Below are 19,665 nucleotides of genomic sequence, written 5' to 3'. Positions count from 1 at the left end.
GAAAGTTGTGGTTTTTCAGGGGGGGGTGTTTTGTCTGCAATGACGCCATTGCGGGCAAGCCACGCTCCCACAGGATCAATGTCGATCACAAAATAGTGGTTCGACAAAAGACCTGTGGGAGCGAGCCTGCTCGCGATGACTATCTGTCAGACAACCTGATTCAGGTCGTTATGCCGCGTTTCCTTCAGGCACAGCACCGCAATCAAACTCAGCACCGCCGCTCCGGACACGTAACCGCCGACATAGCTCAACCCGCCCATCGCCACCAGTTTCTGGGCGAAGAACGGCGCCGCGGAAGCACCCACGATACCGCCCAGGTTGTAGGCCGCCGAGGCGCCGGTGTAGCGCACGTGGGTGGGGAACAGCTCCGGCAGCAGCGCACCCATCGGCGCAAACGTCACGCCCATCAGAAACAGTTCGATGCACAGGAACAACGCCACACCCCAGGTCGAGCCTTGGGTCAACAGCGGCTCCATGAGGAAGCCGGACAGGATCGCCAGTACACCGCCGATGATCAGCACCGGTTTGCGTCCGTAACGGTCGCTGGCCCAGGCCGACAGCGGGGTGGCGGCAGCCATGAACAGCACCGCGAAGCACAGCAGGGCGAGGAAGGTTTCGCGGCTGTAGCCGAGTGTTGCCACACCGTAACTCAGGGAAAACACGGTGGAGATGTAAAACAGCGCGTAGCACACGACCATCGCCCCGGCGCCCAGCAATACGGGCGCCCAGTATTGGCCAAACAGCTCGAACAGGGGGATCTTCACTCGTTCCTGACGCGCCATGGCGTTGGCGAATACCGGGGTCTCATGCAGCTTGAGGCGCACGTAAAGGCCGACCATCACCAGTGCGGCGCTGAGCAGAAACGGAATACGCCAGCCCCATGAGCGGAACTGTTCATCGTCCAGCACCACGGCCAGGGTCAGGAACAGGCCGTTGGCCGCCAGAAAGCCGATGGATGGACCCAGCTGCGGGAACATGCCGAACCACGCGCGTTTGCCTTTCGGCGCGTTCTCCGTGGCCAGCAATGCCGCGCCACCCCATTCACCGCCCAAACCAAGGCCTTGGCCGAAGCGCAGGACGCAAAGCAGGATCGGTGCCCAGGCGCCAATGCTGTCGTATCCCGGCAGCACGCCGATCAGCGTGGTGCACACACCCATCAGCAGCAGCGAGGCGACCAGGGTCGACTTGCGGCCGATACGGTCGCCGAAGTGACCGAAAAGGGCCGAACCCAAGGGGCGCGCAAGGAAGGCGATGCCGAACGTGAGAAACGCCGAAAGCATCTGGGCGGTACCGGATGTCTGCGGAAAGAACACCGGGCCGATCACCAGCGCGGCGGCGGTGGCATAGACGTAGAAGTCGTAGAACTCGATGGCGGTCCCGATGAAGCTCGCGGTGGCCACGCGGGTGGCGGAGTTCGTTGGTTGCGTGGGTGTGGAGTCGCTGTAAGTCGTGCTGGTCGTCATGCGGTTATCCCTGACAGTCATGTGCTCCAGTGGAGCGAATTATTATGGTCGAGAACCCAGGGATGTGGGTGGAGGAACGGTCGCTGTTCAAGGTAGGAACAGTCGTCGGTTTGTTGCGGACTTTGCTGGTGGACAGGCCGGAAGCTGCGAAGTGCGGGGTAAGCACGGGGCCGGCAAGGCTTGGGTAAGCGCTTCGATTATAGGAAGGTGGCTAACGATCGAGCAAGAGTGCTTGCGAGGACATTGTGGCGAGGGGGCTTGCCCCCGTTCGGCTGCGAAGCAGTCGTAAAGTCGGCAGCCACGGTGTACCAGATGAAAAGTAGTTGTATGGTTTAGCACTGCTTCGCAGCGCAACGGGGGCAAGCCCCCTCGCCACAGGGATTTGCGCCAGGCGTTAGATAACCACAGGCATCGAGCTGGTCTGCCAGATCAGCACCCGCGTGACACGGTTGTCCTCGGTCTCGAGAATTTCCAGGCGATACCGGCCGATCTTCAGGCACACCGCGCTTTCAGGAATGGTTTCCAGCGCCTCGGTGACCAGGCCGTTCAGGGTTTTCGGGCCATCGCTGGGCAGGTGCCAGCCGAGGCTCTTGTTCAGCTCGCGAATGGACGCGGCACCGTCGATCACCAGGCGCCCGTCGGCTTGCGGATGAATGTGCGGATTGTCCAGGCTCTGCTGGCTTTCGAACTCGCCGACGATTTCTTCGAGAATGTCTTCCAGGGTGACGATGCCCAGCACTTCACCGTATTCGTCGACCACCATGCCCAGGCGCCGCTGCTGCTTGTGGAAGTTGAGCAGTTGCAGCTGCAACGGCGTACTTTCCGGCACGAAGTACGGCTCGTGGCTGGCCGCCAGCAAGGCTTCCCTGGTCAGGCTCGCATCGGGCAGCAAGTGAAGGATGTGCCGGGTGTTGAGGACAGCTTCGACCTGGTTGATATCACTGTGGAACACCGGCAGGCGAGTACGTCTGTTGTGGCGCAATTGTTCGATGATTTCTTCGATGGAGTCATCGAGATTGATGCCATCCACGTCGCTGCGCGGTACCAGGATGTCATTGACGGTGATGTTGTCCAGCGCATGGATGCCTGGCAGCGGGTGAGGGCGGCTTACGGTTTCGGAGGGCGCATGCCGCTCCGTCAGCGTTTCGTCCTCACTCTGTTGCACCACTTTGGCTTTACGGGCGAATGGCCGCGTCAGCAACTGACTGATGCTGCTGAGCAGCCATGCCGCGGGATAGATGATTTTCAGCGGCACCCGCAGCAGGTTGTTGCCCTGGGCCAGGATCGCATCCGGATAGCGAGCGGCGAGGGTGCGTGGCAAATAGTCGGAAAACACCAGCAAAATGGCGCCCGCCCCGAGGCAGGCGACCCACGGGCCGTTCTCGGCCCAGGTGAACATGGCCAGCAAGGTGCTGATGACCACCACCAGTGCACGGCACAGGGTGTTGCAAAAAATCAGGCTGGCCAGGGGAAAGCTGAGTTTCGCCACCGGTTTGTCGCTGGAACGCGTTGCGGTGCGCTGGGCCAGCAAATGCTGGTGCGCCGCTTCGATGGCGGTAAACAGCCCCGACCATAAAACCAGCAGGGTCACTACCGCGAGCATCGGCCCTATGGGCAAGTCGTCCATTAATGCCGCCCGTCAGATATGCAGGATGTATTCACGAACCAGCTTGCTGCCGAAATACGCCAGCATCAACAGGCAAAAACCGGCCAGGGTCCAGCGAATGGCTTTGTGCCCGCGCCAGCCGAGGCGATTGCGTCCCCACAGCAGCACGCTGAAAACGACCCAGGCCAGGCAGGCCAGCAGGGTTTTGTGCACCAGATGCTGGGCGAACAGGTTCTCGACGAACAGCCAGCCGGAAATCAGCGATAGCGACAACAGCGTCCAGCCGGCCCAGAGGAAACCGAACAGCAGGCTTTCCATGGTTTGCAGCGGCGGGAAGTTCTTGATCAGCCCGGACGGGTGCTTGTGCTTGAGCTGGTGGTCTTGAATCAGCAGCAGCAAGGACTGGAACACCGCGATGGTGAACATGCCGTAGGCCAGAATCGAAAGCAGGATGTGGGCGAGGATGCCCGGCTCCTCATCGATGACCTGTACCGTGCCGGCGGGGGCAAAGTGCGCCAGCAACACGGTCAGGGCCCCAAGCGGGAAAAGCAGGACCAGCAGGTTCTCCACCGGAATCCGCGAGCAGGCCAGCAGGGTCAGCGCGATGACCGCCACGGCAATCAGGCTGGCGGCACTGAAGAAGTCCAGGGCCAGGCCGGTCGGGGTCAGCAGGTGGGTGAGCAGGCTGACGCTGTGGGCCAATACGGCGAGCACGCCGAGCATGACCAGCAGGCGTTTGTTGACCTTGGCGCCGGACGCCAGGCGAGTGCCCTGGTAAATGGTCGCAGCGGCATACAAGCAGGCGGCGGCGAGGGTAGTTAGCAAGCTGGGTGACAAGGGGAGCATAAATCCTGTTAGGCAAGCCCGAAAGTCGCTGAGTTTGGCATAGAACCCCCGCCACACGAAAGACCGCGCAACCTGACAGCGAGGTGTCCGCCGGCCACAGTCTTCGCTATAATCCGCGACCTGCCCACGCCGCAGGCTCGCCGAGCACACGTTTAGTCCGGTCCGGGCCGCCATTATCCCGGTCTACACAGGGCCTGAAAGGATCGCGCAATGTTTGAAAACTTAACCGACCGTCTCTCGCAGACGCTGCGCCATGTCACCGGCAAGGCAAAGCTGACTGAAGACAACATCAAAGACACCCTGCGTGAAGTGCGTATGGCGTTGCTTGAAGCCGACGTCGCCCTGCCGGTGGTCAAGGACTTCGTCAATTCGGTCAAGGAACGCGCCGTAGGCACCGAGGTGTCGCGCAGCCTGACGCCGGGCCAGGCCTTCGTGAAAATCGTCCAGGCCGAACTCGAAAGCCTGATGGGCGCGGCCAACGAAGATTTGAACCTGAGCGCCGTGCCGCCAGCGGTCATTTTGATGGCCGGTTTGCAGGGCGCGGGTAAAACCACCACCGCCGGCAAACTCGCGCGCTTCCTTAAAGAGCGCAAGAAGAAGTCCGTCATGGTCGTGTCCGCCGACGTTTATCGTCCAGCGGCGATCAAACAGCTGGAAATGCTTGCCGGTGAAGTCGGCGTTACCTTCTTCCCGTCCGACCTGAGCCAGAAGCCGGTTGAGATCGCGCAAGCGGCTATTAAAGAGGCAAAACTCAAATTCATCGACGTGGTCATCGTCGATACCGCCGGTCGCCTGCACATCGATGAAGAGATGATGGGCGAGATCAAGGCACTGCATGCCGCGATCAACCCGGTAGAAACCCTGTTCGTGGTCGACGCCATGACCGGCCAGGACGCCGCCAACACGGCCAAGGCCTTCGGCGATGCATTGCCGCTGACCGGTGTGATCCTGACCAAGGTCGACGGCGACGCCCGTGGCGGTGCCGCGCTGTCGGTGCGAGCCATTACCGGCAAGCCGATCAAGTTCATCGGTATGGGCGAGAAGAGCGAAGCGCTCGATCCGTTCCACCCTGAGCGTATCGCCTCGCGCATCCTCGGCATGGGCGACGTGCTCAGCCTGATCGAGCAGGCGGAAGCGACCCTCGACAAGGACAAGGCCGACAAACTGGCCAAGAAGCTGAAGAAGGGCAAGGGCTTCGACCTCGAAGACTTCCGCGACCAGCTGCAACAGATGAAAAACATGGGCGGCCTCGGCGGGCTCATGGACAAGCTGCCGAACATGGGTGGCGTGAACCTGGCGCAAATGGGCAATGCCCAAGGCGCGGCAGAGAAGCAATTCAAACAGATGGAAGCCATCATCAACTCCATGACCCCGGCCGAGCGCCGCGACCCTGAGATGATCAGCGGTTCGCGCAAGCGCCGGATCGCCATGGGCTCCGGCACCCAGGTGCAGGACATCGGCCGCTTGATCAAGCAGCACAAGCAGATGCAGAAGATGATGAAGAAGTTCTCCGCGAAAGGCGGAATGGCCAAGATGATGCGCGGCATGGGTGGAATGCTACCCGGCGGCGGCATGCCGAAAATATAGTGTCCTTTCACGCCAATACTGCTCAATTTTGGCGGCGTCTGGTGCCCTCATGCGGCGTTGCCGCTCCTCGCCATAGCGGGCTATGACTCGTCGCGGCGCCTTGCCTGAGGGCACCAGTCACTCGCCAAAATGTGAGCGTATTGGCGAGAAAGGACACACGAATCTGCGCCGGTCGTCGCACCGGCGCTAACCCACACGGACGTGGGATACACAGCAAACCCGCACTTGGCGGGAGCTGACCGGCCGTTTTCAACGACGGCTCTATAGCAAATCTGCATGGCGGCCGATAGACCGCCGGAAAAAGTCATTTGCAAAAGTCCGGATATTCCTTAGAATATGCGGCCTTTCGGGCACCCATGCCCGCTGTGCCTTTAGATTTGCAGCACCGACTACAGGAACGATGTTCACATGCTAACAATCCGTCTTGCCCTTGGCGGCTCCAAAAAGCGCCCGTTTTACCACTTGACCGTAACCGACAGCCGCAACCCGCGCGACGGTTCGCACAAGGAACAGGTTGGCTACTTCAACCCTGTTGCCCGTGGTCAGGAAGTTCGTCTGTCCGTGAACCAAGAGCGCGTAGCCTACTGGCTGAGCGTTGGTGCACAACCTTCTGAGCGCGTTGCTCAGTTGTTGAAGGAATCTGCTAAGGCTGCGGCCTGAGCAATATGAACGCGACGCCTGCCATTGCTGATGATTTGATCGTTATCGGCAAGATTTATTCTGTTCACGGCGTTCGCGGCGAAGTGAAGGTGTACTCCTTTACTGATCCGATTAAAAACCTGCTGGACTACAAAACCTGGACGCTCAAGCGTGACGGTAATGTAAAGCAGGTAGAGCTGGTCAGCGGACGCGGGAACGACAAGTTCCTGGTCGCAAAGCTCAAGGATCTCGATGATCGCGAAGAAGCTCGTCTTCTGGCCGGTTATGAGATCTGCGTGCCGCGCAACCTGTTCCCTGAACTCACCGACGGCGAGTACTACTGGTACCAGCTGGAAGGTCTCAAGGTCATCGACACCCTCGGACAACTGTTCGGGAAAATCGATCACCTGCTGGAGACCGGCTCGAACGATGTCATGGTGGTCAAGCCTTGCGCTGGCAGCCTGGATGATCGCGAACGCCTGTTGCCCTATACGGAGCAATGCGTGTTGGCCATCGACCTGGCCGCGGGCGAGATGAAGGTGGATTGGGACGCGGATTTCTAAGCGTGGCTAACTTGCGCGTAGAAGTGATCAGTCTGTTTCCCGAGATGTTTTCCGCCATCAGCGAGTACGGCATCACCAGTCGGGCGGTGAAACAGGGGCTCTTGCAGCTCACCTGTTGGAATCCGCGAGACTACACGACGGATCGACATCACACTGTGGACGATCGCCCGTTTGGCGGTGGTCCGGGCATGGTGATGAAGATCAAGCCCCTGGAAGATGCTCTGGTTCAGGCCAAGGCAGCAGCCGGGGAGGCGGCGAAGGTAATTTACCTGTCCCCCCAAGGCCGTCAACTGACTCAGTCGGCGGTACGTGAGTTGGCGAATCTGGATGCATTGATCCTGATTGCCGGCCGCTATGAAGGCATTGACGAGCGTTTTATTGATGCTCATGTCGATGAAGAGTGGTCGATTGGCGACTATGTACTGTCTGGCGGCGAGCTGCCGGCGATGGTCCTGATCGATGCGGTTACACGACTGCTGCCTGGAGCTTTAGGGCATGCGGACTCCGCCGAGGAAGATTCCTTTACGGATGGTTTGCTGGATTGCCCGCACTACACCCGACCGGAGGTGTATGCGGATCAGCGTGTTCCCGACGTATTGCTAAGTGGCAATCACGCGCACATCCGGCGTTGGCGTTTACAGCAGTCCCTTGGTCGGACCTTTGAACGACGCGCCGATCTTCTGGAAAGCCGCTCGCTTTCTGGAGAAGAGAAGAAGCTGCTCGAGGAATACATCCGCGAGCGGGACGATAGTTAACAACGTATCGATGGTAGATCCGACGATTTACCTTAGGAGCACAGCATGACTAACAAAATCATCCTTGCACTCGAAGCAGAGCAGATGACCAAAGAGATCCCTACCTTTGCCCCGGGCGACACCATTGTCGTTCAGGTGAAAGTGAAGGAAGGCGACCGTTCGCGTCTGCAAGCGTTCGAAGGTGTTGTTATCGCCAAGCGTAACCGCGGCGTAAACAGTGCATTCACCGTTCGTAAAATCTCCAACGGTGTTGGCGTAGAGCGTACTTTCCAGACCTACTCCCCGCAAATCGACAGCATGGCTGTCAAGCGTCGCGGTGACGTACGTAAAGCCAAGCTGTACTACCTGCGTGACCTGTCGGGTAAAGCAGCTCGCATCAAGGAAAAACTGGCTTAAGTCCAGCTTCCGATGCAAAAAAAGCAGCCTGCGGGCTGCTTTTTTGTTGCCTGCGATTTACCCCACCCTGTAGGAGCTGGTAAGCCAGCTCCTACAGGGCGGATCGTTCTGTCAGGCGCTGCTCGTCTCCGGCTGAATCAACGCCAACAACGTCCACCCCGCCGCGGGCTTGATCGTGCTTGCCGGCGTTACCACGTGCACCCAACCGCTGTCGTCGCGCACGAACAGCAGGGTCGCACGCTCGCCATGCAGCGCGCGGTAATCGTCCCAACTGAAACCGTCCGTCAACGTTGTGCTGTACAGCTCTGAGCCCTGGCTCAATTGGCTGGCGAGCTTGGCGTAGGTCAGCGCTTCGCTGCCCAGTTGATTGCCGCGATGTTCCAGGCTGGTACGGTGCTTGTCGGTGCGGCGGCTTTCCTGGCCGCTGGCCAGGCCGAACATGCGTTGATGGCCCAGTTCATGACGAAACCGCATCAGCGCCAGGGTGTTCATCTCGCCGGAGGGTGACAGCGCCAGCAAATGCCCGAGGCCGACCAGGTCCAGATGCGCATCGGCATGTTGCGACGCTGGGTTGCCAAAATAGGTCGGCAAGCCTTCCATCCGCGCTGCACGAATGTTTTCCCAGCTCGAATCCGTCAACAGTACGCGACTGCCCAGCTGTTGCAGTGCCTTACCCAGCGTGCGCGCAGGTCCGTTGGCGCCGATGATCAGGAAACCGCTCGGTGCCGGTTCCGCCACCTTCAGCAGGCGTGCCAGCGGTCGTGCCGTCGCGCTTTGCAACACCACCGTGCCGATGATCACCGCAAAGGTGAGCGGCACCAGCAGCAACGCTCCCTGATGACCGGCGTCATGCAGGCGAATGGCGAAGATGGCCGACACCGCCGCTGCCACGATGCCCCTTGGGGCAATCCATGCCAGCAACGCTCGCTCGCGCCAACCCAGGCTGGAGCCCGCCGTGCTCAGCAGCACATTCAAAGGGCGGGCGATGAACTGAATTACCAGCAGCAAAATCAGCACCAGAGGCCCAAGGCCGATCATGGCGTTCAGGTCCAGCCGGGCCGCCAGCAGAATGAACAGGCCGGAGATCAGCAGCACGCTGAGGTTCTCCTTGAAGTGCAGGATGTGCCGCACGTCCACGCCTTTCATGTTGGCCAGCCACATGCCCATCAAGGTCACGGCCAGCAACCCGGATTCGTTGGTGACTTCGTTGGAGCCAATGAAAATACTCAGGACTGCCGCGAGCGCTGCCAGGTTGTGCAGGTATTCCGGCAGCCACTGACGGCGAATCAGGGTACCGAGCAACCAGCCACCAAAAACACCGAACAGGCTGCCGCACAGAATCACGCCACCGAAGGTCAGCAGGCTTTCCTCGAGGCCGTTACCTTTGGAGCTGGCGATGATGAAGCTATAGACGACCACCGCCAGCAGGGCACCGATGGGGTCGATGGCAATGCCTTCCCAGCGCAGGATGTTGGCAATCGACGCTTTCGGGCGCACGACGCGCAGCATCGGCACGATCACGGTCGGCCCGGTCACCAGGGTCAGGCTGCCGAACAGGATGGCCAGCATCCAGTCGAAATCCAGCAGCCAGTGAGTGGCGACAGCAATGACCACCCAGGTGGAGAGGGCGCCAATGGTGACCAAGCGATGGACGACGCTGCCGATTTCGCGCCATTCGGACAGATGCAGAGTCAGGCTGCCTTCGAACAGGATCAGCGCCACTGCCAGGGACACCAGCGGCATCAACAGTGGTCCGAACATCTCCTGAGGGTCGAGCAAATGCAGCACGGGGCCGGCCAGGATGCCGGTCAGCAGCAGGAATAGAATCGCCGGCAATTTCAAACGCCAGGCCAGCCATTGGCAAAGCAGCGCCGCCGCGCCTATCCCGCCAAATGCCAATAAAATCTGCTGCTCGCTCATTGCTGCTCCCTGTTCCTTGAAATCGCGGCCTATGAAAGACTAGCGGCCGTTTCCATGTCCAATTTTAATTTTGTGCGCAGTCCCAAGGCTGCGTGATTCGAGTGCCCATGCCTGCCATCGATCACCCGCTGATAGACCAATTCCTCGATGCCTTGTGGCTGGAGAAAGGCCTTTCCGATAACACCCGCGATGCCTATCGCAGTGACCTGACGCTGTTCAACGGCTGGTTACAGGACAAAGGACTGGAGCTGGTCAATGCCGGTCGCGAGTTGATACTCGACCACTTGGCCTGGCGCCTGGAGCAAAACTACAAGCCACGTTCCACTGCGCGATTTCTCTCGGGTGTGCGTGGCTTTTATCGTTACCTGCTGCGGGAAAAGATGATCTCGGTCGATCCGACATTACGCGTTGATATGCCGCAACTCGGCAGGCCGTTGCCAAAGTCCTTGTCTGAGGCGGATGTGGAAGCCTTGCTGAAGGCGCCTGACTTGAGCGAGGCCATCGGTCAGCGCGACCGGGCCATGCTTGAAGTGCTGTATGCCTGTGGCTTGCGGGTGACTGAGCTGATCAGCCTCACCCTGGAACAAGTCAATTTGCGTCAAGGCGTGTTGCGGGTAATGGGCAAGGGTAGCAAGGAGCGGCTGGTGCCGATGGGCGAGGAGGCGATTGTCTGGGTCGAGCGCTACATGCGTGATGCCCGCGGCGAGCTGCTGGGCGGACGTCCCAGCGACGTGTTGTTCCCAAGTCTGCGTGGCGAGCAGATGACCCGCCAGACCTTCTGGCACCGGATCAAGCACCAGGCCAAGGTGGCCGGGATCGGCAAGTCGCTGTCGCCGCACACCTTGCGCCATGCCTTCGCCACGCACCTGCTCAACCACGGCGCAGACCTGAGGGTGGTGCAGATGCTGCTGGGGCACAGCGATTTGTCGACGACGCAGATCTACACCCATGTTGCCCGGGCGCGGTTGCAGGATTTGCATGCCAAACATCATCCGCGGGGATAACCGAAAAACCTGTGGGAGCGAGCTTGCTCGCGATAGCGGCCTGACAGTCGATACATGTTCTGGATGTGATGCCGTCATCGCGAGCAGGCTCGCTCCCACAGGGGATTGTGTCGCCACAAATGTCTTGCATCAGGTGCATTCGGCCATGTGGACCTTATGTGATAGGCTGGGCCGGTTTGCACGATGGGCGGTTATGACCCGGTGTTTCGGCACGGGCGTTCTGATCGTCCCATATGTTCGCCTTCAGGAGTTCTCATGCGTCTGACCCAGATTTTCGCCGCCGCAGCCATTGCGTTGGTCAGCACCTTTGCCGTCGCCGATGACGCGGCCGACAAAGCCATTCGTAAAAGCCTGGAAAACCTCCAGCTCGAAGTGCCGGTAGAGAGCATCACCGCCAGCCCGTTGCCAGGCCTGTATGAAGTCAAGCTCAAGGGCAGCCGCGTGCTGTACGCCAGCGCCGATGGCCAGTACGTGGTCCAGGGCTACCTGTTCGATCTCAAGGACGGCAAGCCGGTCAACCTGACCGAGAAGACCGAGCGCCTGGGCATCTCCAAGCTGATCAACGACATCCCGGTTGCCGAAACCGTTGTCTACCCGGCCATTGGCGAAACCAAGTCGCACATCACCGTATTCACCGACACCACCTGCCCGTACTGCCACAAGCTGCACGCCGAAGTGCCTGAGCTGAACAAGCGCGGCATCGAAGTGCGCTACGTCGCGTTCCCGCGCCAGGGCCTGGGCTCGCCGGGTGACGAGCAACTGCAAGCGGTGTGGTGCTCGAAAGACAAGAAAGCGGCCATGGACAAAATGGTCGACGGCAAGGAAATCAAGGCCGCCAAGTGCGATAACCCGGTTTCCAAACAGTTCGCACTCGGCCAGTCGATCGGCGTGAACGGCACACCGGCCATCGTTTTGGCCGACGGTCAGGTCATTCCGGGCTACCAGCCTGCGCCACAAGTCGCCAAACTGGCGCTGGGCGCGAAGTAAATTCGCATCGTCACGGCAAGCCTTGACGATCATGGTCCGGCAGCGACATTCGCCGGGCCATCAATAGAGAGCCGCGAGTAAGCGGTTGTTTTCACGGCCGGCCTCGAGTCGGCCGTTTTATGGGGAGTTCACAGTGAAACCGGTCAAAGTAGGCATCTGTGGGTTAGGAACCGTCGGTGGCGGTACCTTCAACGTACTTCAGCGCAACGCCGAGGAAATTGCTCGTCGTGCCGGGCGTGGGATCGAAGTGGCACAAATTGCCATGCGCACGCCAAAGCCTCAGTTCCAAACGACCGGTATTGCGATTACCAACGATGTCTTCGAAGTGGCCACGAACCCTGAGATCGACATCGTTATAGAGCTGATGGGCGGCTACACCGTTGCCCGCGAGCTGGTACTCAAGGCCATCGAGAATGGCAAGCATGTGGTCACCGCGAACAAGGCGCTTATCGCCGTTCACGGTAATGAAATTTTCGCCAAGGCCCGCGAGAAGGGCGTGATCGTTGCGTTCGAAGCGGCGGTGGCCGGTGGCATCCCGGTGATCAAGGCGATCCGCGAAGGCCTGTCCGCCAACCGCATCAACTGGGTAGCCGGCATCATCAACGGCACCGGTAACTTCATCCTGACGGAAATGCGCGAGAAGGGTCGCACCTTCGAAGACGTATTGGCCGAAGCCCAGGCCCTGGGTTACGCCGAAGCCGATCCGACCTTCGACGTCGAGGGTATCGACGCGGCTCACAAGCTGACGATCCTGGCGTCCATCGCGTTCGGTATTCCGTTGCAGTTCGACAAGGCTTACACCGAAGGCATCACCAAGCTGACCACCGCCGACGTCAACTACGCCGAAGCGCTGGGCTACCGCATCAAGCACCTGGGCGTGGCGCGCAGCACCGCGGCCGGTATCGAACTGCGCGTGCACCCGACGCTGATCCCGGCCGATCGCCTGATCGCCAACGTCAACGGCGTGATGAACGCGGTGATGGTCAACGGTGATGCTGCCGGTTCGACCCTGTTCTACGGTGCTGGTGCCGGCATGGAGCCGACCGCTTCGTCGGTGATCGCCGACCTGGTGGACGTGGTCCGCGCCATGACTTCCGACCCGGAAAACCGCGTGCCGCACCTCGCATTCCAACCGGATTCACTGTCGGATCACCCGATCCTGCCGATCGAAGCCTGCGAAAGTGCCTACTACCTGCGCATTCAGGCCAAGGACCATCCGGGCGTATTGGCTCAGGTCGCGAGCATCCTCTCGGAGCGCGGCATCAACATCGAGTCGATCATGCAGAAGGAAGCCGAGGAGCACGACGGCCTGGTGCCGATGATCCTGCTGACCCACCGCGTGCTGGAACAGCACATCAACGATGCCATCGCTGCTTTGGAAGCCTTGGCGGGTGTGGTCGGTCCGGTCGTACGGATCCGTGTCGAGCACCTTAACTAAAACAGCTGCAAGCTATCAGCTCCAAGCTGCAAGCCAGAAGCCAGTGATGCTCAGCTTGAAGCTTGAAGCTTGAAGCTTGAAGCTCAAACCGAAGGTTTGAAAACATGCGCTACATCAGTACCCGCGGCCAGGCACCGGCCCTGAATTTCGAAGACGTCCTGCTGGCAGGCCTTGCCACCGACGGCGGTCTGTACGTCCCGGAAAACCTGCCACGTTTCACCCAGGAAGAAATCGCTTCGTGGGCCGGCCTGCCGTATCACGAGCTGGCTTTCCGCGTCATGCGCCCGTTCGTCACCGGCAGCATTCCGGACGCCGATTTCAAAAAGATTCTTGAAGAAACCTATGGTGTATTCGCCCATAGCGCCGTTGCGCCGCTGCGTCAGCTGAACGGCAACGAATGGGTGCTGGAGCTGTTCCACGGCCCGACCCTGGCGTTCAAGGACTTCGCCCTGCAATTGCTCGGTCGCCTGCTCGACTACGTGCTGGAAAAGCGCGGCGAGCGCGTGGTGATTGTCGGCGCCACCTCCGGTGATACCGGCTCGGCCGCCATCGAAGGCTGCAAGCACTGCGAAAACGTCGACATCTTCATCCTGCATCCGCACAACCGGGTGTCCGAAGTGCAGCGTCGGCAGATGACCACCATCTTCGGTGAGAACATCCACAACATCGCCATCGAAGGCAACTTCGATGACTGCCAGGAAATGGTCAAGGCGAGCTTCGCCGACCAGGGCTTCCTCAAGGGCACTCGCCTGGTCGCCGTGAACTCGATCAACTGGGCGCGGATCATGGCCCAGATCGTTTACTACTTCCACGCAGCCCTGCAACTGGGCGGCCCGGCGCGTTCGGTGTCGTTCTCGGTGCCGACCGGCAACTTCGGCGACATCTTCGCCGGTTACCTGGCGCGCAACATGGGCCTGCCGATCAACCAGTTGATCGTCGCCACCAACCGCAACGACATCCTGCACCGCTTCATGAGCGGCAACCAGTACGTCAAGGAAACCCTGCACGCCACGCTGTCGCCGTCCATGGACATCATGGTGTCGTCGAACTTCGAACGCCTGCTGTTCGACCTGCATGGTCGCAACGGCGCGGCCATCGCCGGGCTGATGGATTCGTTCAAGCAGGGTGGCGGTTTCAGCGTCGAGCAAGAGCGCTGGACCGAAGCCCGCAAGTTGTTCGACTCGCTGGCCGTGGATGACGCACAAACCTGCGAAACCATCGCCGAAGTCTACGAGCAGACTGGTGAAGTGCTGGATCCACACACGGCCATCGGCGTGAAAGCTGCGCGGGAATGCCGTCGTAGCCTGGACATTCCAATGGTGATCCTGGGCACCGCCCACCCGGTCAAATTCCCGGACGCCGTGGAAAAAGCCGGTGTAGGAAAAACGCTCGAACTGCCGGTACATCTTTCTGATTTGTTTGAGCGAGACGAACGTTGCACCATATTGCCAAATGACCTGAAGGCCGTGCAGGCCTTTGTCAGTCAGCATGGCAACCGCGGCAAGCCGCTGTAACCGGTCAGCGCTGTAACATTTTGAAGCCCGTCTCCTGACGGGCTTTTTCATTTCTGCATGCACACTTGTCGTGTTATCGCCGCGAAGGGACAGGCGAATGGATCACCAAGGACGTGGGAATGCTGTTTACAAGTGTGTTCAAGCCAGTCGCGCGCTGGCTGTTTTTATTCGGCATGCTGGGAATCGCCGAATGGGGAGGGGCGAGCCCTGCATCGATTCAGGAGCGTGGAAAGTCTGTCGCACGTTCCATGATCGTGCTGGATGACCAGGAGTTGCAGTGGATGGCCAGCCATCCACGGGTCGTGGTCACGGCACTGGAATACCCGTTGTACCTGTTCAAGGATGAACATGGCCGATGGACGGGCTTGAACAGTGACCTGCTCAAGCGCATCAGTGACATGACGGGGTTGCAGTTCGTTTACCAGGAGTCTTTTTCCACCGATCAGATGCTGGCCCATCTGGAAAGCGGCGCTGCGGATTTGAGTACGACCCTGGCGATGAATGACGAACGCAAGGCGTTTCTCGATTTCAGTCATGCGTACGGCGGTGCAGGATGGGTCTTTGTCGGGCAGGCCGGGGCACCGCCGGTGCAGTCGCTGGAGGACATGACGAAGCGGGTACTGGTGCTACCGACCCGGCATGCACTGGAAGCGATGATCCGTCGCAATTACCCGTCCATCGAGTTGCGTTCGGTTAAAACCTACGCCGAGGCCCGTGCCTGGGTGGAAAGCGGTGAAGCCTACGCCACCATCGAAAGCGAAATCGGTGCCCAGCTTATTCCGTCGGGCCGGCTACAGATCGGCGCCGTGGTACCGGGCAAATGGGATGCGGATTATCTGGCGGTGCGTAAAGGCCAGCCGCAGCTGCTGAGTATCCTCAACAAGGCGCTGGAGGCGTTTCCTGAACAGGAGTTGCGCGACCTTCGCCGGAAGTGGTTCGGCGGCGCTACCGTGCCACAGGCGCCTGGCCTCTGGCAGCGGATTGACCGGTGGGTTTGCTGGGGCGTGTTGGTGGTCAGCCTGTTCGGTCTGCTTTCCCTGCTCTGGAATCGGCGGTTGGCGGTGGTCGTCAGGCAACGGGTCGAGGCCCAAAGCAGTCTGCGTGATCAGCTCGCCTTCCAGCATGCCCTGATGGATGCCATGCCTGACCCGATGTTTGTCCGTGATCTGCAAGGGCGCTTGATCATGTGCAACAAAAGTTATGAGGACGCCTTGTCGACGCGTTTTGACCGGATGCAGGGGCGGCAGTTGTTCGAGGTCGATGCCATGCCCAGGCAAACCGCGGAACTGCTGCATGCCGAGTACATGACGCAATTGAGTACACGAAGGACGCGCTTTTTTGAGCGTCAATTGATGTTCAAGGACGGTGTCAGGGATATCTACCAGTGGACAGTGCCGTTTTACACGGCCGATGGCCAGCTGCGAGGATTGTTGGGAGGCTGGGCCGACATCGCCCGGCGCACCCGACAAACGTGATGGTGGCGTTTTTTCTCTGTCATGTTCGCCGTGCATGCTCACTTGACTGGGTTGCAGGTTCGCCTGCGGTCGGTATCCAGAACTTTCTTCTCGGGCCAGCGGTCATTTGTTGTAGGCATGCCCCAGGCACGTTGTTTTCGGACTATTGAGTGGTGATCGGGATGGAAAGTATCAGTCTGTTGCTCGGTGAGGCGCTGAGCCCGTATCAGGTTACGTTGACCCCGTCAGGCATTCGTGGCGAATGCCGGGTGACCCTGAAGAATGCTATCGGCGCGACCGTGGTCGAGCGCGAGTTCAATCAGGCCCAGTTGAATGACAAACGCCTGTTGACGGATGTGGTCGACGGCTTGCATCGCGACGTGCTGATCGCTGAGGGACGCCTTGAGCCTTGTGTCATCGCGGCATTGCGCAATGCGGCGCAGGACAAGCTGCTGGCCAGTCGCAATTGAACGGATTTTTACGGGAACCTTCCCGCGCCCAGGTCAGTCAGACTTTGTAACAGCAGGATCAAGCATTGTGCTCCGGTGCTTGTAGCTTGCTGCTACTGGTCTCCAAACGGACCATGTTTAACCCCGGGTCGTCTCCCCACTTCTCGGGGTTTCTTTTGCCCGGGATTTGTCAGGGTTGCACCAGATTGTCGAAAAACGCCTTGGTGTCTTTCAGGTAATCGCTGCGACTCTCCGGATCCAGCCAGGCGGCGTAGGCCTCGTCAAGTCGTTCACGGGGAAGGGTACGCAGCACCTGGTTGATCTCGACAATGGCCTGCCGGCCCTTGGGGGTGTCGGTGCAACCGATGTAGCCGGACAGGTATTTGCCCGTGCCACGGATCGGATAGAACTGCAATTCATCCTCGGCAATGCCTTGCAGCGAGGCCTGGTAGCGAATTTCCGGGCGATAACCCAACAGCAGACGCAAGCGTCCCAGGCGCTGCATCTGCAGCAGGCTGCCCAAGGCGTCGTTGCCGTAATGAGCGGTCAGCGCGTCGGCTGGCGCTTGCTTGAGCAGCCCGTCGAGGTATTCGCCGTAATTGCGCTCGGCAATGATCCCCAGCTTTTCGCTGCCGCTGGCGAGCAGCGCCGCCAGGTCCACTTCGCCGTCCTTGATAAAGGGTGCCAGCACTTTCTGGTCGACGCGCCGCACGGCCAGGCCATTGCTCATGGCGCGAAAGACCGGAATGGAAAAGGCGATCCACTGTTCCCGTTCCTTGCTCCAGTTCAGCGCCGCGTCGCAGACGAGGGACGGCTCGTGGAGCATTTGCAACCCACGCGCGCGATTGACCCTCATCACGTTGTGCTGGTATTGCGGCATGCCGGCAATCAACAGTGGAAGCAGTTGATCGATAACGCCCTGGCCCTTTTTCGGACCGTCGAAGATTGTCAGCGGCGGCAGGTCGCGCTTGAGCCAGATCAGGGTTTCCCTGGTTTGCGCCAGGGCTGAGGGGACCGGTTCAAGGAGCAGGAGCGACATCGCCAGCACGCACAGCAGCCACCCGCCGAGTGACGGGCAGTGTCCAATGGCCCATGCAGGCAGGCGCCTCAGTTCAGATGGCTCCGTCTTTGCGCAACTGTGCGATCTGCGTCGCGTCATAGCCAAGTTCCTGGAGTACCTGTGCGTTGTGCTCACCCAGTTGTGGCCCGACCCATTCACATTCCCCGGGTGTCTCTGAGAGTTTCGGCACAATGCCCGGCATCTTGAAGTCTTTGCCGTCCGGCAGCTTGGCTTGCAGGAACATTTCCCGCGCCAGGTACTGAGGGTCATTGAACATGTCTTCGGCGCTGAAGATCCGGCTGGCCGGCACCTCGGCCTGATTGAGCTGCGCCAGCACCCTGTCCAGCGGCAACGAGTTGACCCAGCGATCGATGACGCCATAAATCTCGTCGCGTCGGGCATCGCGGCCATCGTTGCTGGCAAGCAGGGGGTCGTTGGCCAGGTCTTCCCGGCCAATGATCAGCATGAAGCGTTTAAAAATCGCGTCGCCATTGGCGCCGATCTGCACGTGCTTGCCATCGGCGCTGGTGTGGATCGAGGACGGGGTGATGCCCGGCATGATATTGCCCGTGCGTTCACGGATGAAGCCGAACACGTCGAACTCCGGGACCATGCTTTCCATCATCGCGAAGATGGCTTCGTACAGCGCCACGTCCACCACTTGCCCCTGGCCGCCGTTGACTTCGCGATGACGCAGGGCCATCAACGCGCCAATCACGCCCCAGAGCGCGGCAATCGAGTCGCCGATGGAAATGCCGGTGCGCACCGGTGGCCGGTCTTCGAAGCCGGTGATGTAGCGCAGGCCCCCCATGGACTCACCGACCGCGCCAAAGCCGGGCTGATCCTTCATCGGGCCGGTCTGTCCGAAACCTGATAGCCGCACCATGACCAGTTTCGGGTTCAAGGCGTGCAGGACGTCCCAGCCCAGGCCGAGTTTTTCCAGGACCCCGGGACGAAAGTTTTCGATCAGGATGTCTGCCTCACCCAGCAGCTGTTTCAGGATCGCCTGACCGTCGGAGTGTTTGAGATTGAGGGTCAGGGACTTTTTGTTGCGGGCCTGGACGAACCACCACAACGAAGTGCCTTCATACAACTTGCGCCATTTGCGTAATGGATCACCGCCGTCCGGGGATTCGATCTTGATCACGTCGGCACCGAATTCCGCGCAAATGCGCGAGGCAAACGGGCCGGCAATCAAGGTGCCCAATTCGATGACTTTCAGACCGGAAAGCGGTTTGGCGGTGAACGGCATGCTGGATCCTGTGGGGCAAAAGTTGGGCGAATAGAGCGTTTTAGCATAGCCGACTGTCCGACGCTCCAGCTTGATTGTGTTCAATTCGTGGATTGCCCGTCGCATCGGTTAGACTTGCCGCCTTTCCTCGTATCAAGAAGCCCGTTCATGGCCCAGCCGTCCACGACCTACAAGTTTGAACTGAACCTCACCGACCTCGACCGCAGCGTCTATGAGAGCGTAAAGCAGACCATCGCCCGTCATCCTTCGGAAACCGAAGAGCGTATGACCGTGCGCCTGCTGGCCTACGCCCTCTGGTACAACGAGCAGCTGTCTTTTGGCCGTGGTCTGTCGGAAGTGGATGAACCGGCCTTGTGGGAAAAAAGCCTGGATGACCGCGTCCTGCACTGGATAGAAGTCGGCCAGCCGGATGCCGAGCGCCTGACCTGGTGCTCGCGCCGCACTGAACGCACCAGCCTGCTGGCCTACGGCAGCCTGCGCGTGTGGGAAGGCAAAGTGGTGCCGGCGGTGAAAAACCTGAAGAACGTCAACATCGCTGCCGTGCCTCAGGAGGTCCTGGAAACCCTGGCCAAAGACATGCCCCGCGTTATCAAGTGGGACGTGATGATCAGCGAAGGGACGATTTTCGTCACCGACGACCGTGGTCAGCACGAAGTTCAGTTGCAGTGGCTGGCCGGTGAGCGCGGCTGATTTTTCGCTGCTGCCCCGCGTCACCCGGTTTTATCCTACGTA

Annotated in this window: 18 protein-coding genes; 12 read left to right on the top strand and 6 right to left on the bottom strand. The window is 59.9% G+C overall.

Features of this window, described 5'->3' with window-relative positions; all coding sequences use genetic code 11:
* Window positions 1-146: 146 nt before the first annotated feature.
* From KGA96_RS06170 to KGA96_RS06160, 3 genes are all read right to left on the bottom strand, one after another.
* A complete protein-coding gene (locus KGA96_RS06170; RefSeq protein ID WP_046041987.1) occupies window positions 147-1,463 on the bottom strand; it encodes an MFS transporter in 1,317 nt (438 codons plus the stop codon).
* A 394-nt stretch (window positions 1,464-1,857) separates the two neighbouring features.
* On the bottom strand, window positions 1,858-3,090 hold the full coding sequence (locus KGA96_RS06165) for a transporter associated domain-containing protein (protein WP_046041988.1): 1,233 nt from the start codon (window positions 3,088-3,090) through the stop codon (window positions 1,858-1,860).
* Window positions 3,091-3,102: 12 nt separating this feature from the next.
* Window positions 3,103-3,915: an inner membrane protein YpjD gene (locus KGA96_RS06160; RefSeq protein WP_046041989.1), complete on the bottom strand. Its 813-nt coding sequence runs from the start codon at window positions 3,913-3,915 to the stop codon at window positions 3,103-3,105.
* Between the two features lie 210 nt (window positions 3,916-4,125).
* On the opposite strand from KGA96_RS06160, the gene ffh reads away from it, so the two are divergent.
* The 5 genes from ffh to rplS all read left to right on the top strand — a co-directional run bounded on the left by ffh (window position 4,126) and on the right by rplS (window position 7,855).
* Window positions 4,126-5,502 carry a signal recognition particle protein gene (ffh, locus tag KGA96_RS06155; protein ID WP_046041990.1) on the top strand — a complete coding sequence of 459 codons (1,377 nt, stop codon included), beginning with the start codon at window positions 4,126-4,128 and terminating at the stop codon, window positions 5,500-5,502.
* A gap of 408 nt (window positions 5,503-5,910) precedes the next feature.
* Window positions 5,911-6,162: a 30S ribosomal protein S16 gene (gene rpsP, locus KGA96_RS06150; RefSeq protein WP_007972721.1), complete on the top strand. Its 252-nt coding sequence runs from the start codon at window positions 5,911-5,913 to the stop codon at window positions 6,160-6,162.
* A gap of 5 nt (window positions 6,163-6,167) precedes the next feature.
* The gene (gene rimM / locus KGA96_RS06145) at window positions 6,168-6,704 is read left to right on the top strand and encodes a ribosome maturation factor RimM (RefSeq protein WP_046041991.1); all 537 of its coding nucleotides are present in this window, start codon (window positions 6,168-6,170) and stop codon (window positions 6,702-6,704) included.
* 2 nt (window positions 6,705-6,706) lie between these two features.
* Entirely contained in the window at window positions 6,707-7,459 is a 753-nt protein-coding gene (gene trmD / locus KGA96_RS06140; protein WP_007897583.1) for a tRNA (guanosine(37)-N1)-methyltransferase TrmD, read from the top strand.
* A 45-nt stretch (window positions 7,460-7,504) separates the two neighbouring features.
* The gene (rplS, locus tag KGA96_RS06135) at window positions 7,505-7,855 is read left to right on the top strand and encodes a 50S ribosomal protein L19 (RefSeq protein ID WP_003175895.1); all 351 of its coding nucleotides are present in this window, start codon (window positions 7,505-7,507) and stop codon (window positions 7,853-7,855) included.
* A gap of 111 nt (window positions 7,856-7,966) precedes the next feature.
* Here the strand turns inward: rplS and KGA96_RS06130 are convergent, their stop codons facing one another.
* On the bottom strand, window positions 7,967-9,775 hold the full coding sequence (locus KGA96_RS06130; RefSeq protein ID WP_046041992.1) for a cation:proton antiporter: 1,809 nt from the start codon (window positions 9,773-9,775) through the stop codon (window positions 7,967-7,969).
* A gap of 107 nt (window positions 9,776-9,882) precedes the next feature.
* Between KGA96_RS06130 and xerD the strand changes: the two genes are divergently transcribed.
* The 6 genes from xerD to KGA96_RS06100 all read left to right on the top strand — a co-directional run bounded on the left by xerD (window position 9,883) and on the right by KGA96_RS06100 (window position 16,642).
* Window positions 9,883-10,779, top strand: coding sequence for a site-specific tyrosine recombinase XerD (xerD, locus tag KGA96_RS06125; RefSeq protein WP_046041993.1), 897 nt, complete (start codon window positions 9,883-9,885; stop codon window positions 10,777-10,779).
* A gap of 255 nt (window positions 10,780-11,034) precedes the next feature.
* Complete coding sequence (dsbC, locus tag KGA96_RS06120) at window positions 11,035-11,766, top strand: bifunctional protein-disulfide isomerase/oxidoreductase DsbC (RefSeq protein WP_007990033.1); 732 nt, start codon at window positions 11,035-11,037, stop codon at window positions 11,764-11,766.
* A gap of 133 nt (window positions 11,767-11,899) precedes the next feature.
* Complete coding sequence (locus KGA96_RS06115) at window positions 11,900-13,204, top strand: homoserine dehydrogenase (RefSeq protein ID WP_046041994.1); 1,305 nt, start codon at window positions 11,900-11,902, stop codon at window positions 13,202-13,204.
* A gap of 104 nt (window positions 13,205-13,308) precedes the next feature.
* Window positions 13,309-14,718, top strand: coding sequence for a threonine synthase (gene thrC, locus KGA96_RS06110; protein WP_046041995.1), 1,410 nt, complete (start codon window positions 13,309-13,311; stop codon window positions 14,716-14,718).
* 119 nt (window positions 14,719-14,837) lie between these two features.
* Window positions 14,838-16,193, top strand: coding sequence for a transporter substrate-binding domain-containing protein (locus KGA96_RS06105; protein ID WP_046041996.1), 1,356 nt, complete (start codon window positions 14,838-14,840; stop codon window positions 16,191-16,193).
* 161 nt (window positions 16,194-16,354) lie between these two features.
* Window positions 16,355-16,642 (top strand): DUF3509 domain-containing protein, encoded by a 288-nt coding sequence (locus KGA96_RS06100; RefSeq protein ID WP_046041997.1) that lies wholly within the window; start codon window positions 16,355-16,357, stop codon window positions 16,640-16,642.
* Window positions 16,643-16,811: 169 nt separating this feature from the next.
* Here KGA96_RS06100 and KGA96_RS06095 read toward each other — a convergent pair whose 3' ends face one another.
* Complete coding sequence (locus tag KGA96_RS06095) at window positions 16,812-17,780, bottom strand: TIGR02285 family protein (protein ID WP_046041998.1); 969 nt, start codon at window positions 17,778-17,780, stop codon at window positions 16,812-16,814.
* On the bottom strand, window positions 17,734-18,933 hold the full coding sequence (locus tag KGA96_RS06090; protein ID WP_046042000.1) for a CaiB/BaiF CoA transferase family protein: 1,200 nt from the start codon (window positions 18,931-18,933) through the stop codon (window positions 17,734-17,736). The genes KGA96_RS06095 and KGA96_RS06090 overlap by 47 nt, the downstream gene beginning before the upstream one ends.
* A 147-nt stretch (window positions 18,934-19,080) precedes the next feature.
* Between KGA96_RS06090 and KGA96_RS06085 the strand changes: the two genes are divergently transcribed.
* The gene (locus KGA96_RS06085; protein WP_007971297.1) at window positions 19,081-19,623 is read left to right on the top strand and encodes a YaeQ family protein; all 543 of its coding nucleotides are present in this window, start codon (window positions 19,081-19,083) and stop codon (window positions 19,621-19,623) included.
* Window positions 19,624-19,665 lie beyond the last annotated feature (42 nt).

It is taken from the genome of Pseudomonas sp. GL-R-26, assembly GCF_019947365.1.
Lineage (GTDB): Bacteria > Pseudomonadota > Gammaproteobacteria > Pseudomonadales > Pseudomonadaceae > Aquipseudomonas.
Note: the sequence above shows the minus strand (reverse complement) of the source record. Positions and strands in the feature narration are given on the sequence as shown.

What these genes read in the sequence shown, in the direction of transcription:
- KGA96_RS06170 (WP_046041987.1), bottom strand. Translation starts at nt 1,463, where the DNA reads ATGACGACCAGCACGACTTACAGCGACTCCACACCCACGCAACCAACG.
- KGA96_RS06165 (WP_046041988.1), bottom strand. Translation starts at nt 3,090, where the DNA reads ATGGACGACTTGCCCATAGGGCCGATGCTCGCGGTAGTGACCCTGCTG.
- KGA96_RS06160 (WP_046041989.1), bottom strand. Translation starts at nt 3,915, where the DNA reads ATGCTCCCCTTGTCACCCAGCTTGCTAACTACCCTCGCCGCCGCCTGC.
- ffh (WP_046041990.1), top strand. Translation starts at nt 4,126, where the DNA reads ATGTTTGAAAACTTAACCGACCGTCTCTCGCAGACGCTGCGCCATGTC.
- rpsP (WP_007972721.1), top strand. Translation starts at nt 5,911, where the DNA reads ATGCTAACAATCCGTCTTGCCCTTGGCGGCTCCAAAAAGCGCCCGTTT.
- rimM (WP_046041991.1), top strand. Translation starts at nt 6,168, where the DNA reads ATGAACGCGACGCCTGCCATTGCTGATGATTTGATCGTTATCGGCAAG.
- rplS (WP_003175895.1), top strand. Translation starts at nt 7,505, where the DNA reads ATGACTAACAAAATCATCCTTGCACTCGAAGCAGAGCAGATGACCAAA.
- KGA96_RS06130 (WP_046041992.1), bottom strand. Translation starts at nt 9,775, where the DNA reads ATGAGCGAGCAGCAGATTTTATTGGCATTTGGCGGGATAGGCGCGGCG.
- xerD (WP_046041993.1), top strand. Translation starts at nt 9,883, where the DNA reads ATGCCTGCCATCGATCACCCGCTGATAGACCAATTCCTCGATGCCTTG.
- dsbC (WP_007990033.1), top strand. Translation starts at nt 11,035, where the DNA reads ATGCGTCTGACCCAGATTTTCGCCGCCGCAGCCATTGCGTTGGTCAGC.
- thrC (WP_046041995.1), top strand. Translation starts at nt 13,309, where the DNA reads ATGCGCTACATCAGTACCCGCGGCCAGGCACCGGCCCTGAATTTCGAA.
- KGA96_RS06105 (WP_046041996.1), top strand. Translation starts at nt 14,838, where the DNA reads ATGCTGTTTACAAGTGTGTTCAAGCCAGTCGCGCGCTGGCTGTTTTTA.
- KGA96_RS06100 (WP_046041997.1), top strand. Translation starts at nt 16,355, where the DNA reads ATGGAAAGTATCAGTCTGTTGCTCGGTGAGGCGCTGAGCCCGTATCAG.
- KGA96_RS06095 (WP_046041998.1), bottom strand. Translation starts at nt 17,780, where the DNA reads ATGACGCGACGCAGATCGCACAGTTGCGCAAAGACGGAGCCATCTGAA.
- KGA96_RS06090 (WP_046042000.1), bottom strand. Translation starts at nt 18,933, where the DNA reads ATGCCGTTCACCGCCAAACCGCTTTCCGGTCTGAAAGTCATCGAATTG.
- KGA96_RS06085 (WP_007971297.1), top strand. Translation starts at nt 19,081, where the DNA reads ATGGCCCAGCCGTCCACGACCTACAAGTTTGAACTGAACCTCACCGAC.